This is a genomic window from Halomonas saccharevitans (assembly GCF_900116405.1).
In the GTDB taxonomy this organism is placed as follows: Bacteria; Pseudomonadota; Gammaproteobacteria; order Pseudomonadales; family Halomonadaceae; genus Halomonas; species Halomonas saccharevitans.
The window spans coordinates 1-14,057 of the sequence record NZ_FPAQ01000022.1; the positions used below are offsets into that span (position 1 = coordinate 1).

Here is a 14,057-nt window from a genome sequence, read left to right on the forward strand (position 1 = left end):
CTGAGGAACGCGGTGTCTTCGGCCTTCTTCATCCGCGACAGCTCAGCATTTGCCGCTGTAAAGCCGATTTTCTCTTGGCGCTGCTGGAACGCATCGGTGCGATAACGCAGCACGGCATTGTAGACGAAGCGCACGCACCCGAAGGTCCTGGCCAGGAGCTGTTCCTGTTCAGACGTCGGATAGAAGCGGTATTTGTAAGCGCGTTTCGTCATTTTCGTACTGTATAAATAAACATATATAGATAGCAACCACCAAAGTAGGAGGCAGCGAGAACAGGGTCGTCCTGGCGGACGACGCGCTATCCCTCCCCACACTCAAAGTATGGGGTATCTCGCGCAAAATCTGATGACCACCCTGCTGATATCCGACCTGCACCTGCAGCCCGCCGCCCCCGAGATCACCGACGGCTTCCTGAACTGGCTCGCCGAACGTGCCCCGGCCGCCGAGGCCGTCTACATCCTCGGCGACTTCTTCGAGGCGTGGATCGGCGACGACCTGCTGGATCTCGGCGCCAGCGATCCGACCGGCACCGCCGAGCTGGCCTCCCGCGTCGCCGACGCGCTGAAGACCCTCGCCGAGGCCGGCACCGCCATCTACCTGATGCACGGCAACCGCGACTTCCTGCTGGGCGAGCGCTTCGCGAAGGCCGCCGGCGCCCGCCTGCTGCCGGACCCCAGCGTGGTGACCCTGGGCGAGCGCCCGGTGCTGCTGATGCATGGCGACAGCCTGTGCACCCGGGACGAGGCCTACATGGCCTTTCGTCGCCAGGCCCGCGACCCGCAGTGGCAGGCACAGGTGCTCGGCATGCCGCTCGCCGAGCGACTCCAGCTGGCCCGGCAGCTGCGCGATCAGTCAGGCGAGGCCAACTCCAACAAGGCCGAGGACATCATGGACGTCACCCCCGACGAAGTGGTCGAGGCGCTGCGGGCCCATGGGGTCGATACCCTGATCCACGGCCATACCCATCGCCCGGCCGTGCATGACCTCGAGGTCAACGGCGCCCCGGCCAAGCGCCTGGTACTGGGCGACTGGCAGCCCGACCGGGGCTGGGAGATCGTCGTCGAGGGTGGCGGTGAACCGCACCTCAGAGAATTCGCGCTGTCCTGACGGGGCGCATCTCTTCAGCGAGCGGCCGAGCGACCGGCAACGCTTCCAAGACATCGCCGGCGCTATCGATCGATCAGGCAGCCTGCCAACCGAGCCTCGAGCACCTCGGCATCCGGCAGGCGACCCGCCTCGCCGATCAGCTCCAGACGCGAATCGCGCCGCCAGGCCGTGCCGGACAAGGTGACCGCGCCCGCGGCGCGGTTGTAGAGCTTCCAGCCATCGGCCGTGTGCAGCACCCCCTTGACCCTCAGGGCCGCGGGCAGCTCGCCCAGCAGCGCCGAGAGTCGATCCAGATCGAAGACCTCCTCGGCGTGCCAGCGCCAGCCCAGGGTCGCGTGACCCAGCGAGGCCCTCTCCTCGCGGATCGGCCTGCCGGGGACCGGCTCCTGCGCGGCGGTCATCGCGTCCTGTGCCGCGTCCTGCTCCAAGTGTAACGCGCCCTCGCGGGCCGCCCGATGGATCGGCGAGGCGGGCGCTTGGGCGCCGACGGCGTGAAGCCCACCCTCGTGCAACAGTGCGAACGACAGGTCCCCATGGGGCGCCTCGCGAATCCAGTGCTTCTGCGGCCACAGCTCGCCGAGCCAGTCCTTCGCCGCCTGCACCTGCGCGGAGGTGGCCAGGTCGGTCATGGTCAGCGCCACGCCGTCGGCCATGACCAGCTGGTCACGGAAGGTCTCATGCGCCCGTGCGCGCGGGTCATCGAGCCGGCGCGGGTCGAGCAGCGTGATCACGTCGCGCACTGCCAGCGCCTCGGCCAGGCCTTCGCCGCGCAGCACCTCGATAAGGCCCGCCGGATGGCCGAGCCCCGAGGGCTCGATGATCAGCCGATCCGGGCGATAGCGATGCAGCAGGTTCACCAGCGACGCCTGCAACACGAAGGCCAGCTGGCAGCACAGGCAGCCCCCGGGCAGCCCCTTGACCACCAGATCATCGCGCTCCTCGAACATCGCCTGGTCGATCCCCACCCGGCCGAACTCGTTGATCACCACGGCCCAGCGCTCCTCGGCGGGCTTCTGCTCGATCAAGCGCCGGATCAGCGAGCTCTTGCCGCTGCCGAGAAAGCCGGTGATCAGATGGACGGGGATGGCGGAGAGCGGCGCGGGCATGGGGGCTCCAGGATGTTCTCAGCAATAATGTTATAAAGTAACATAAAGACCAGGCGGCCGATGCTCTGATAAAAAACAAACCCCGAAGATCGAGACCTTCGGGGTTTGTGTGTAGCTCGGCGCTTGTAGCTCGGCGCTTATCGTCAGAGCCGCTCGATGCTCGCCTTCTCGCGCAGGTCGTCGAGCAGGCCTTGGATGGCGGCCTGAGCCCGCAGGCGCTCCGCCATGTTGGCAACGAAGCCCTCCATCTGCGCATTGGGCTCGCCGTCCTGGACGCGCTCGAGGGCGATCAGCACTACGCGCTCACCGTCCACGGCGTGCCCAAAGACCGGCTGCTCGCCCTCGGGGTGCGGCAGGCGGAAGGCGGCCTGAACCAGCGCCTCAGGAAGGGCGCTGCCACCCTGGCGGCTGACCGACTCGGCCTGCTTCCAGTCGATGTCGAGCGTCTCGCCGGCACGCAGGCTCTCGACGCGCCGGGTCGCCAGCTCCACCAGCGCCTCGCGGGTCTTGGCCTCGCGCACGGCCGCCTCGACCTCATCGCGCACCTCGGAAAGCGGCAGCGTGGTGGCGTCGCGATGCTCGGCCACGCGCAGCACCAGGCGACGGTCCTCGTCGAGCTCGATCACTTCGCTGTTGTAGCCCTCCTCCAGCACGTCGCCGCTGAAGGCCTGCTCCATCACGCCGGGCTCGGCGAGCACGCCTTCACCCCCTTCGCGACCGATCCAGTCGCTCTGCTCAAGCGAGAGCCCGAGATCGTCGGCAACGCTTGCCAGATCGTCGGCGGCGAAGCTGTCGTCGATCAGGCGCTGGGCGCGCTCGTTGAAGGCGTCGTCGACCTGCTCGAGGGCCAGCTCGGCGCGCAGCGCTTCACGGCGCTCCTCGAAGGCGGGGCGATCGAGCTCGGTGACCTTGATCAGGTGCAGGCCGTTATCGGTCTCGACGATACCGGAGACCTCTCCCTCGCCGAGGGCGAAGGCGGCGTTCTCGAAGGCCTCGCCGAAGAAGCCGCGGGAGATGACGCCCAGGTCGCCACCGGCATCGCTGGTCGAGGAATCGTCGGAGACCTCGGCTGCCAGTTCGTCGAACGCCTCGCCCTCGGCGAGACGCGCCTGAACCTGCTCGAGGCGCGCCCGGGCCTGTTCGCGGCTACCCGCATCGTCGCCCCCATCACTGTCACTGAAGCTCACCATGATGTGCGAAACACGGCGATCGGCCTCGGCCGACCCGGATTCCCAGGCCTCGCGCAGCGCCTCTTCGCTCACCTCGATCTCGCCGGCCATCTGCTGGCGATCGAGCACCACGTAGTTGAGCTTCACCTGCTCGGGGCGGCGGTAGTCATCCTGGTGGGCGTCGTAGTAGGCCTGCAGATCCTGCTCGGCGATCTCGGGCCTGGCGGCAAGGTCGTCCGGCGTCAACATGTGGTGCCGGAAGGTGCGGGTCTGACGCTGCAGCTCGGCGAGGCGCTCGCGCTCCTCTTCCAGGGTGAAGTCGCTGACGGCCAGGCCCTGCTGGACCTGCTGACGCTTCAGATCGACACTCAGCTGGCGACGGAACGACAGCGGCGTGAAGCCGGCGCTGGCCAGGCGATTGCGGAACAGCTCACGGTCGAAGCGCCCCTGGGCATCCTGAAACTCCGGCAGGGTGACGATCAGCTGATCGAGCTGCTGTTCGGAGACGTAGAGGCCGCCCTTTTCGGCATACTGGGTCAGCAATCGCTCGGTGATCAGCATGTCGAGCATCTCGGCGCGCAGCGCGCGCTCCTGGTCCGGTGGCACCTGGCCACTGCGGATGGCGCGCTGCACCTCGATCTCGAGCTGCTGGCGGGTGATCGGCTCATCGTTGACCTGGGCAACCTCATCGCCGCTGTTGCCCAGCAGCCCGACCAGCGATTCCACGCCAAACAGTGCCATGGTCACGACCACGGCACCGATGATGATCTTGGCGCCCCAGCTCCTGGAGCGGTCACGAATACTTTGCAGCATGCAGGCCTCTGCGGATCAAATGAGTCGGGTCGCGTATGTTATACGCCTAACCGAGCGCCTCGCGACGCGCGGCGTTGATACCCATGAACGGGAACAGGCGCACCGCCGGGGCGATGCGCCTGTTTAAGTAACCACCGTCAATGCTACGGCAGGCGCCGTTGCCTCAGTTGACGGAGTCCTTGAGCGCCTTGCCGGCCTTGAAGCTCGGCACCTTGGCAGCGCTGATCTCGATCGGCTGGCCGGTCTGCGGGTTACGGCCAGTACGAGCAGCACGCTCCTTGACGGTGAAGGTACCAAACCCCACCAGGGACACGCTGTCGCCCTTCTTCAGGCTCTCTGACACGGTGTCGACCATGGCATCCAGTGCGCGGGAAGCAGCCGCCTTGGGAATGTCGGCAGACGCGGCAATAGCTTCGATCAGCTCGGATTTGTTCACACTTCACCCCTTGACTATTTCGTAAATTGGCTCTAATCGGCGAGACTTTCGGCTGACTGACACGATCACAGCATGGCGATAGTTTATAGCAATGCGGCGAAAGCCCTGTCAAGCAACCTTACCAGCCAAACCCCGCCATACCGGGCTTTGTCCTCCGGCATGGCGAGAAAAATTACCGTTAGTGCGTACTGATCATCGATGATTTGGAGGAGGAGTCTTCCGCGCTGGAACCCTCCTTTTTCGGCTCAGGCTTCGCCGCCAGGGCCACCTCCAGAACGTCGTCAATCCAGCTAACCGGCCGAATATCGAGTGCTTCCTTGATATTATCCGGAACCTCCTTGAGGTCACGGCGGTTTTCCTCCGGAATTAGCACGGTCTTTATACCACCGCGCCTGGCGGCCAGCAATTTCTCCTTAAGCCCGCCGATCGGCATCACCTCGCCACGCAGGTTGACCTCGCCGGTCATGGCCACGTCGCAGCGCACCGGGCGACCGGTATAGGCCGAGACCATCGCAGTGACCATGGCGACACCGGCGCTGGGACCGTCCTTTGGCGTGGCGCCCTCGGGCACGTGGATGTGCAGGTCCTCCTTCTCGAAGCGCTCGGGGTCGATGCCGAGCGCCAGGGCGCGAGCCCGCACCACGGTCTGGGCGGCACTTACCGACTCCTTCATGACGTCGCCGAGCGAGCCGGTCTTGTCCAGACGGCCTTTGCCCGGGGTGATCACCGACTCGATGCTGAGCAGCTCGCCACCTACCGAGGTCCAGGCCAGGCCGGTCACGCGGCCCACCTGATCCTGCTGATCGGCCAGGCCGTAGCTGTAACGGCGAACCCCTGCATAGGGCTCGACGTCGTCGGCGCAGAGCCGCTGCGGGGCCTGGGCGCCCTCCTTGCTCTCCTTCTCGATGCGCTCGCGCAGCACCTTGCGACACACCTTGGCGATCTGGCGCTCGAGTTCACGCACCCCGGCCTCGCGGCTGTAATAGCGGATCAGCTCGAGCAGCGCCTCGTCGGAGAGAGACAGCTCGTCATCCTTGAAGCCGTTGGCCTTGAGCTGCTTGGGCACCAGGTAGCGCTTGGCGATGGCCAGCTTCTCGTCCTCGGTGTAGCCCGGCAGGCGGATCACTTCCATGCGGTCCAGCAGCGGCCCGGGAATGTTCATCGAGTTGGCGGTGCAGATGAACAGCGTCTCGGAGAGATCGTAGTCCAGCTCCAGATAGTGGTCACTGAAGGTGTCGTTCTGTTCCGGGTCGAGTACCTCGAGCAGCGCCGAGGAGGGATCCCCGCGGTGATCCATGCCGATCTTGTCGACCTCGTCGAGCAGGAACAGCGGGTTCTTGACCCCGGCCTTGGCCATGCGCTGCACCATCTTGCCGGGCAGCGAGCCGATGTAGGTACGTCGATGGCCGCGGATCTCGGACTCGTCGCGCACCCCGCCGAGCGCCAGGCGCACGTACTTGCGGTTGGTGGCCCGGGCGATGGACTGGCCGAGGGAGGTCTTGCCCACCCCGGGCGGCCCCACCAGGCAGAGCACGGGTCCCTTGAGCTTCTTGACCCGCTTGTGCACCGCCAGGTACTCCAGGATGCGCGCCTTGACCTCTTCGAGGCCGTAGTGATCCTCGTCGAGCACCTTCTGGGCATGCACCAGGTCGTGCTTGATGCGGGTGCGCTTCTTCCAGGGCACCGCGACGAGCCAGTCGAGGTAGGAGCGCACCACCGTGGCCTCGGCGGAGTTCGGCGACATCATCTTGAGCTTGCCCAGCTCCTGGAGGGCCTTCTCACGGGCCTCCTTGGGCATGCCGGATTCCTCGATGGCCTGCTCGTACTTCTCGGCCTCGTTGGGCACGTTCTCGAGCTCGCCCATCTCCTTCTGGATGGCCTTCATCTGCTCGTTGAGATAGTACTCGCGCTGAGACTTCTCCATCTGGTCCTTGACCCGCGAGCGGATGCGCTTCTCCACCTGCAGCAGGTCGATCTCGGACTCGATCAGCGCCATCAGGTGCTCGATGCGGTCGCGCACCCGATCCATCTCCAGCAGCTGCTGCTTGTCGTCGATCTTCAACGACAGGTGGGCGCAGATGGTATCCACCAGGCGGCTCGGGTCCTCGATGCCGGAGAGCGAGTTGAGCACCTCGTTGGGCACCTTCTTCGACATCTTCACGTACTGCTCGAACTGGTTGAGCAGCACGCGCACCAGCGACTCCTGCTCGCGCTCGGAGAGCGGCTCGCTCTCGCGCAGGCTCACCTCGGCACGGCTGTAGCCACCGTCGACGGCGACGATCTCGCGGATGTCGGCCCGCGACTCGCCCTCGATGAGCACCTTGACGGTGCCATCGGGAAGCTTGAGCAGCTGCATGATCTCGGCAACGGTGCCGATGGCGAACATGTCCTCGCTATCGGGATCGTCCTTGCTGGCCTCCCGCTGGGCCACCAGCAGGACGCGCTTGTCGGCCTCCATGGCGGCCTCGAGCGCCTGGATCGACTTCTCGCGGCCGACGAACAGCGGAATGACCATCTGCGGGTAGACGACCACGTCCCGCAGCGGCAAAAGGGGCAGACTCAGGGTCTGTTCGGCGTTCTGCTGCATCGCAGACGTTCCTCACACGAAATCGGATGGATACCCAGGGAATGGGGGCGAAGCGGCGGCATTGCAAGGCAATGGCGGGCGGCCACACACAAGAAGGGGAGCGGCCCTCCCCCGGGGTACCCGATGGGCACCCCGGGGATGAAGCCGCTCCCGCAACAGGGCGACGAACGCCCGACATGCGTCAGCCGTCGGTGCCGTCGACCCGCGCCGCTTCCTGCTGGGAATAGATCAGCAGCGGTTCGCTCTCGCCGGCGATGACCGAGGCATCGATCACCACCTTGGAGACGCCCTCGAGCGAGGGGATCTCGTACATGGTGTCGAGCAGCACCGACTCGAGGATCGAGCGCAGCCCGCGAGCGCCGGTCTTGCGCGCCATGGCCTTGCCGGCCACCGCGCGCAGGGCGTCGTCGCGGAAATCGAGCTCCACGTCTTCCATCTCGAAAAGACGAGCGTACTGCTTGATCAGCGAGTTCTTCGGCTCGGTGAGGATCTGAATGAGGGCATCCTCGGTGAGCTCGGTGAGGGTCGCGATCACCGGCAGACGACCAACGAACTCGGGAATCAGGCCGAACTTGACCAGATCCTCGGGCTCAACGTCGAGCAGCAGGTCACCGATACCCTTGGACTCGTCCTTGCTCTTGACCTCGGCATTGAAGCCGATGCCGCCCACCTCGGCGCGATCGCGGATCACCTTGTCGAGACCGGCGAAGGCGCCGCCGACGATGAACAGGATGTTGCCGGTATCCACCTGCAGGAACTCCTGCTGGGGATGCTTGCGACCACCCTGGGGCGGCACCGAGGCGGTGGTGCCCTCGATCAGCTTGAGCAGCGCCTGCTGCACGCCCTCGCCCGAGACGTCACGGGTGATGGACGGGTTGTCCGACTTGCGCGAAATCTTGTCGATCTCGTCGATGTAGACGATGCCGCGCTGGGCCTTGTCCACGTCGTAGTCGCACTTCTGCAGCAGCTTCTGGATGATGTTCTCGACATCCTCGCCGACGTAGCCCGCCTCGGTGAGGGTCGTGGCATCGGCGATGGTGAAGGGCACGTTAAGCAGGCGTGCCAGGGTCTCGGCCAGCAGGGTCTTGCCGCTGCCGGTGGGACCGATCAGCAGGATGTTCGACTTGCCGAGCTCTACACCGTCTTCCTTGCTGCCGAAGCGCAGGCGCTTGTAGTGGTTGTAGACCGCCACCGACAGCACCATCTTGGCGCGGTCCTGGCCGATCACATAGTCATCGAGGGTGTGACGAATCTCGCGGGGAGCGGGCAGGCGCTCCTCGTCGGTCTCGGCATCGGCATCGAGCACCTCCTCGCGAATGATGTCGTTGCAGAGGTCGACACACTCATCGCAGATATAGACGGACGGGCCGGCAATCAGCTTGCGCACCTCGTTCTGGTTCTTGCCGCAGAACGAGCAGTAGAGCAGCTTGCCGCCTTCGTCCTTGCCTTTGCCGTCGGCCATTCGCGTACCTCTTTCTTGATGACGCCCCGTACAGTATGGCTCACGGGGCGTCGGGTTCACCACGGTGGCCGCGGCCACCGGGAAACGTCTTAGTGCATGAAAGGCACTCGGGTGAATTTCACGCTATCAGGATGTCGGGCGCTGTTCCAGCACCGCATCGATCAGGCCGTATTCAGCGGCCTGCGGGCCATTCATGAAGTTGTCGCGATCGGTATCCTTGGCGATGGTCTCGATATCCTGGCCGGTGTGGTGGGCAAGGATCTGATTGAGATTGTCGCGGATGCCGAGGATCTCGCGGGTGTGGATCTCGATGTCCGAGGCCTGACCCTGATAGCCGCCCAGCGGCTGGTGGATCATCATCCGCGAGTTGGGCAGGCAGTAGCGCTTGCCCGCGGCACCGCCGGCCAGCAGCAGCGCGCCCATGCTCGCCGCCTGACCGATGCACACTGTAGAGACGTCGGGCTTGATGAACTGCATGGTGTCGTAGATCGACATGCCCGCGGTGACGCCACCGCCCGGCGAGTTGATGTACAGGTGGATGTCCTTGTCCGGATTCTCGGACTCAAGGAACAGCATCTGCGCCACCAGCAGGTTGGCCATGTAATCTTCCACCGGCCCGATCAGGAAGATCACGCGTTCCTTGAGCAGGCGGGAGTAGATGTCGTAGGCCCGCTCGCCGCGCGCGCTCTGCTCGACCACCATGGGCACCAGGCCGCCGGCGGATTGGGGTTCGAACGGGTTGCTCATCTGATGATGTCCTTGGATCCGATGAATGGAAGCGGAGCATGGAGCGCCTGACCGACCGCACGGCCGGGCAGGCGCTCTCGAAGCGAGGATCAGGCCTTGGCTTCGCCCTCGGCCTCTTCGTCTTCCTCGGCCGCTTCGCCCTGCTGCTGGGCCGCGGCGAGAGCCTCCTGATACCCCATTTCCACGTCCTTGACGGTGGCCTGCGCGAGCAGCGCGTCGACCGCCTTCTCCTCGAGGATGGCGGACTGGACCTGGGTCTTCAGCTGGTCATTGCCCATGTAGTGGGCGACGACCTGCTCGGGGTCCTGGTACTGCTGAGCCAGCTCCTCGACCTTGGCCTTGATCTCGTCGTCGGTGGCCTCGAGCTCGTGGCTCTTGATCACCTCGGCCAGCAGCAGGCCGACCTGGACGCGGCTCTTGGCCTGCTCGCTGAACAGCTCGTCGGGCAGCTGGGAGACGTCGAAGTCCTCACCGAGACCGAACTGCTGGGCCGCCTGGCGCTTGAGGCCGTCGGTCTCCTGCTGCACCAGTGACTGGGGCACCGGGATGTCGTTGGCCTTCTTCAACGCCTCGAGCACCTGCTGCTTGACGCGGGTGTCGACGGCCTGGCCGGCCTCGCGGGTCATGTTCTGCTTGACCTCGCTGCGGAACTTGTCGAGATCGCCGTCTTCGACGCCGAAATTGGCGACGAACTCGGCATCGACCTCGGGCAGGGCCTGACCCTTCACCGCGTGGACCTTGACCTTGAAGGTCGCTTCCTGACCGGCCAGCTGCTCGGCCTGGTAGTCCTCGGGGAAGGTGACCTTGAGCTCCTTCTCCTCACCGGCCTTGGCACCGATGAGCTGCTCCTCGAAACCGGGAATGAAGCTGCCGGAACCGATCACCAGCTCATGGCCCTCGGCACTGCCGCCCTCGAAGGGCTCGTCGCCCAGGAAGCCCTGGAAGTCGATCTTCACCTGATCGCCGTCTTCGGCGGCACGCTCGACCTCTTCCCAGCCGGCATTCTGCTTGCGCAGGGTATCGATCATCTCGTCGACGTCGGCTTCGGTCACTTCGACCACCGGACGCTCGACCTCGGTGCCCTCGATGGACGCGAGCTCGACCTCGGGATAAATCTCGAGGGTGGCGGTGAACTCCAGATCCTTGCCGGTCTCGTTGGTGGTGGCTTCGATCTGCGGGTAGCCCGCCGGATTGAGCTCGTGCTCGGAGATGGCGCGCACGTAGCGCTCACGCATCACCTCACCCACCACTTCGTTGCGGACGTCGTGGCCGTAACGCTGACGGATCACCGACATCGGTACCTTGCCCTTGCGGAACCCATCCAGGCGCACGTTCTTGGCGGCATCCTTGAGACGGGAGGCAACGGCCTCGTCGACCTCGGCGGCCGGCACCTGAACCGTGATGCGGCGTTCAATCTGGGAGGTCGTATCGACGGAAACTTGCATGAAATGTCCTCTACCGACTGGGGCGTTCTGAAAGCGTGAAAAGTTCAAAGGGCTGATTCTAAGAATCCCGCCCGTTACTGGCAAGCGCCGTGCCTGATCAGATGGGGGCCCGACGACGCATTACAAGGGCCGTCGCCGAGATTTTCTACCGACCAGGGACGCGCGGGATCGACGAAATGCGCATCGGAAACATCACGACACGGCATCACGATCTGCCGCATGGCACGGGCCATAACGGACGAAAAGAAGGAAGCACTGCGAAAGGACGGGTCACGCTGAGGGAGGCAATGGGGTGGATGATGGGGATCGAACCCACGACCACCGGAGCCACAATCCGGGGCTCTACCACTGAGCTACATCCACCACTGCCTGGAGGTCATATCGAGATGGGGTGGATGATGGGGATCGAACCCACGACCACCGGAGCCACAATCCGGGGCTCTACCACTGAGCTACATCCACCACTACGACATGGGTCTTGCCAATGCACTTGCTGATGCAAGCGCGAAGCTCTAACGAACGATTCGAACCGTTGCCGACACTTCCATGCATTGCATGGCGCGCCCAGCAGGACTCGAACCCGCAACCTACGGCTTAGAAGGCCGTTGCTCTATCCGGTTGAGCTATGGGCGCATAATACGTAACCGGGCGCCTGACCGCAACCCTTGGAGGAAAAATAAAACTTTCCAATCAATAGGTTGTGGTCGGGGTGGAGGGATTCGAACCCCCGACATCCTGCTCCCAAAGCAGGCGCGCTACCAGACTGCGCTACACCCCGCCGGCTCTTGCACGGCCTCGACGTCGCCGCAGGGGCCTCGTCAAGCGATGCGTATTCTACGTAACTTTAGCGGCGGGTCAAGCGACAACCGCAGCATTGCCGCCCCGCGCTTTGCCTGCGGGTCCCGGCATGCGAAAATCCCGCCCGAACATGGCGTGCACTCACCACTCACCACGCCCCACTCTCACCCCGAACCACCAGAGGGAAGCTCGATGACCGCCCAACTGATCGATGGCAAGTCCATTGCCGCCCGAGTCCGCCAGCAGGTCGCGCGCCAAGTGCAGGCGCGCCGCGAGGCCGGCGGGCGCATCCCGGGGCTTGCCGTGGTCCTGGTGGGCGAAGACGCCGCTTCCGCCGTCTACGTGCGTAACAAGCATCGCGCCTGCGAAGAGGCCGGCATCCTCTCGTTCAAGCACCAGCTTCCGGCGGATACCAGCCAGCATGAGCTCGAGCGCCTGGTCGACCAGCTCAACGACGACCCGCGCATCGACGGCATCCTGGTGCAGCTGCCGCTCCCCGAGCATCTCGACGCTCGACCGATCCTCGAACGCATCCTGCCCAACAAGGATGTCGACGGCTTCCACCCCTACAACCTCGGCCGCCTGGCGCAGCGCCTGCCGCTGCTGCGCCCCTGCACGCCCAAGGGCGTGATGACCCTGCTGCAGCAGAGTGGCCTCTCGGTGCGCGGGCTGGATGCCACCGTGGTTGGCGCCTCCAACATCGTCGGCCGCCCCATGTCGCTGGAGCTGATGCTTGCCGGCTGCACCACCACGGTCTGCCACCGCTTTACCGGCAATCTCGAGGAGCACGTGCGCCGCGCCGACCTGCTGGTGGTTGCGGTCGGCAAACCAGGGCTGGTCAAGGGCGAGTGGATCAAGCCCGGCGCCATCGTCATCGACGTGGGCATAAACCGCCAGGAAGACGGGCGCCTGATCGGCGACATCGACTTCGCCGTCGCCTCCGAGCGCGCCAGCTGGATCACCCCGGTACCCGGCGGCGTCGGCCCGATGACCGTGGCCACCCTGCTCGAGAACACCCTGCAGGCCGCCGACCTCCACGACGCCGCGGAATAAGACAAAAAGAGCCCCGCACTCAACAAGGGTGCGGGGTGGTGGGCGCGGTGCAAGCACCGCATCCACAATGCACCACACTGCGAATTCCGCTAGAATCGCCCATCCACTTTTTCCGACTCGCGAGGTCGTCCGATGACCGACAAGAAGATGAACGTCGAAAGCTTCAACCTCGACCACACCAAGGTGAAGGCCCCCTACATCCGCCTTGCCGACATCAAGACCGGCGAGCACGGCGACACCATCCACAAGTACGACATGCGGATCTGTCAGCCCAACCAGGACCACATGGACATGCCCGGGCTGCACTCGCTCGAGCACCTGATGGCCGAACTCTCGCGCAACCACTCCGACAAGGTCGTCGATATCAGCCCGATGGGCTGCCAGACCGGCTTCTACATCGCGATGATCAATCACGACGACTACGACGGCGTACTCGACCTGGTCGAGGGCACCCTCAAGGACGTGCTGGAGGCCACAGACGTGCCCGCCTGCAACGAGATGCAGTGCGGCTGGGCAGCAAGCCATAGCCTGGAGGGCGCCCAGCAGATCGCCCGCGGCTTTTTGGCCAAGCGCAACGAGTGGGCGGAAATTTTCGCATGAAGCGCATCGGCATCATCGGCGCCATGGCCCAGGAGGTCGAGCAGCTCGCCGCCCAACTGGAGGATCGCCGCACCCGCCATCACGTCGGCTGCACCTTTCACCTCGGCAGGCTGCATGGCGTCGAGGTGGTGATCCTGCAGTCCGGCATCGGCAAGGTGAACGCCGCCATCGGCACCACCCTGCTGCTCGATGTCTATCATCCCGAGGCGATCATCAATACCGGCTCCGCCGGCGGCTTCGGTGAGGGGCTTGCGATCGGCGACGTGGTGGTCTCAAGCGAAGTCCGCCACCACGACGTCGACGCCGTGGTATTTGGCTACGAGCATGGCCAGGTACCCAACATGCCCGCCGCCTACCTGCCGGACGAGCGCCTGGTCAAGGTCGCGCGGGAGTGCATCGAGTCACTGGGCGAGGTCAAGGTCGTCGAGGGGCTGATCGCCACCGGCGATGTCTTCATGGCCTGCCCGGAGCTCGTCGCCACCACGCGCTCGCGTTTTCCCACCATGCTGGCCGCCGAGATGGAGGCCGCGGCGATCGCCCAGACCTGCCACCACTACGGCTGCCCCTTCGTGGTGATCCGCGCGCTGTCCGATATCGCCGGCGGCGGCGACAACCACCTCTCCTTCGAGCAGTTCCTGGAGCAGGCCGCCGACCATTCGATGCGCATGGTCACGGCCATGGTCGACCGCCTGGGCCAGCCCTGCCCCCAGGCGGAGCCCGTGGAGGGCTGAGCC

The 14,057-nt window shown here is 65.0% G+C and carries 12 protein-coding genes and 4 tRNA genes; 4 read left to right on the forward strand and 12 right to left on the reverse strand.

All coding sequences use genetic code 11. The features are described from left to right. Nucleotides 1-212, reverse strand: a 212-nt coding sequence (locus BM388_RS11060; protein WP_175535081.1) for a helix-turn-helix domain-containing protein, incomplete at its 3' end; no start/stop codon positions are given. A 133-nt stretch (nt 213-345) separates the two neighbouring features. On the opposite strand from BM388_RS11060, the gene BM388_RS11065 reads away from it, so the two are divergent. After that, a complete protein-coding gene (locus tag BM388_RS11065; RefSeq protein ID WP_089850115.1) occupies nt 346-1,107 on the forward strand; it encodes a UDP-2,3-diacylglucosamine diphosphatase in 762 nt (253 codons plus the stop codon). A 62-nt stretch (nt 1,108-1,169) separates the two neighbouring features. Here BM388_RS11065 and BM388_RS11070 read toward each other — a convergent pair whose 3' ends face one another. The 11 genes from BM388_RS11070 to BM388_RS11120 all read right to left on the reverse strand — a co-directional run bounded on the left by BM388_RS11070 (nt 1,170) and on the right by BM388_RS11120 (nt 11,650). Beyond that, nucleotides 1,170-2,213, reverse strand: coding sequence for a CobW family GTP-binding protein (locus BM388_RS11070; RefSeq protein ID WP_089850117.1), 1,044 nt, complete (start codon nt 2,211-2,213; stop codon nt 1,170-1,172). Nucleotides 2,214-2,356: 143 nt separating this feature from the next. Continuing rightward, the gene (locus BM388_RS11075; RefSeq protein WP_089850119.1) at nt 2,357-4,195 is read right to left on the reverse strand and encodes a SurA N-terminal domain-containing protein; all 1,839 of its coding nucleotides are present in this window, start codon (nt 4,193-4,195) and stop codon (nt 2,357-2,359) included. A gap of 163 nt (nt 4,196-4,358) precedes the next feature. Further along, nucleotides 4,359-4,631 (reverse strand): HU family DNA-binding protein, encoded by a 273-nt coding sequence (locus BM388_RS11080; RefSeq protein ID WP_089850121.1) that lies wholly within the window; start codon nt 4,629-4,631, stop codon nt 4,359-4,361. A 178-nt stretch (nt 4,632-4,809) separates the two neighbouring features. After that, nucleotides 4,810-7,218, reverse strand: a complete 2,409-nt coding sequence (gene lon / locus BM388_RS11085) for an endopeptidase La (RefSeq protein WP_089850123.1) — start codon at nt 7,216-7,218, stop codon at nt 4,810-4,812. Between the two features lie 181 nt (nt 7,219-7,399). After that, the gene (clpX, locus tag BM388_RS11090; protein ID WP_089850125.1) at nt 7,400-8,680 is read right to left on the reverse strand and encodes an ATP-dependent Clp protease ATP-binding subunit ClpX; all 1,281 of its coding nucleotides are present in this window, start codon (nt 8,678-8,680) and stop codon (nt 7,400-7,402) included. A gap of 126 nt (nt 8,681-8,806) precedes the next feature. Next, a complete protein-coding gene (gene clpP / locus BM388_RS11095) occupies nt 8,807-9,427 on the reverse strand; it encodes an ATP-dependent Clp endopeptidase proteolytic subunit ClpP (RefSeq protein ID WP_089850127.1) in 621 nt (206 codons plus the stop codon). Between the two features lie 89 nt (nt 9,428-9,516). Then, complete coding sequence (gene tig / locus BM388_RS11100) at nt 9,517-10,872, reverse strand: trigger factor (protein ID WP_089850129.1); 1,356 nt, start codon at nt 10,870-10,872, stop codon at nt 9,517-9,519. A 288-nt stretch (nt 10,873-11,160) separates the two neighbouring features. Next, nucleotides 11,161-11,235: transfer RNA gene (locus BM388_RS11105), tRNA-His, on the reverse strand. 24 nt (nt 11,236-11,259) lie between these two features. Beyond that, a tRNA-His gene (locus tag BM388_RS11110) sits at nt 11,260-11,334 on the reverse strand. 94 nt (nt 11,335-11,428) lie between these two features. Continuing rightward, nucleotides 11,429-11,505, reverse strand: a tRNA-Arg gene (locus BM388_RS11115). A gap of 68 nt (nt 11,506-11,573) precedes the next feature. Beyond that, a tRNA-Pro gene (locus BM388_RS11120) sits at nt 11,574-11,650 on the reverse strand. 212 nt (nt 11,651-11,862) lie between these two features. Here BM388_RS11120 and folD point away from each other — a divergent pair. From folD to mtnN, 3 genes are all read left to right on the forward strand, one after another. Next, nucleotides 11,863-12,723: a bifunctional methylenetetrahydrofolate dehydrogenase/methenyltetrahydrofolate cyclohydrolase FolD gene (gene folD, locus BM388_RS11125; protein WP_175535082.1), complete on the forward strand. Its 861-nt coding sequence runs from the start codon at nt 11,863-11,865 to the stop codon at nt 12,721-12,723. Between the two features lie 132 nt (nt 12,724-12,855). After that, a complete protein-coding gene (locus BM388_RS11130) occupies nt 12,856-13,323 on the forward strand; it encodes an S-ribosylhomocysteine lyase (protein WP_089850132.1) in 468 nt (155 codons plus the stop codon). Then, entirely contained in the window at nt 13,320-14,054 is a 735-nt protein-coding gene (gene mtnN / locus BM388_RS11135) for a 5'-methylthioadenosine/S-adenosylhomocysteine nucleosidase (protein WP_089850134.1), read from the forward strand. The genes BM388_RS11130 and mtnN overlap by 4 nt, the downstream gene beginning before the upstream one ends. The last annotated feature ends 3 nt before the right edge of the window (nt 14,055-14,057 follow it).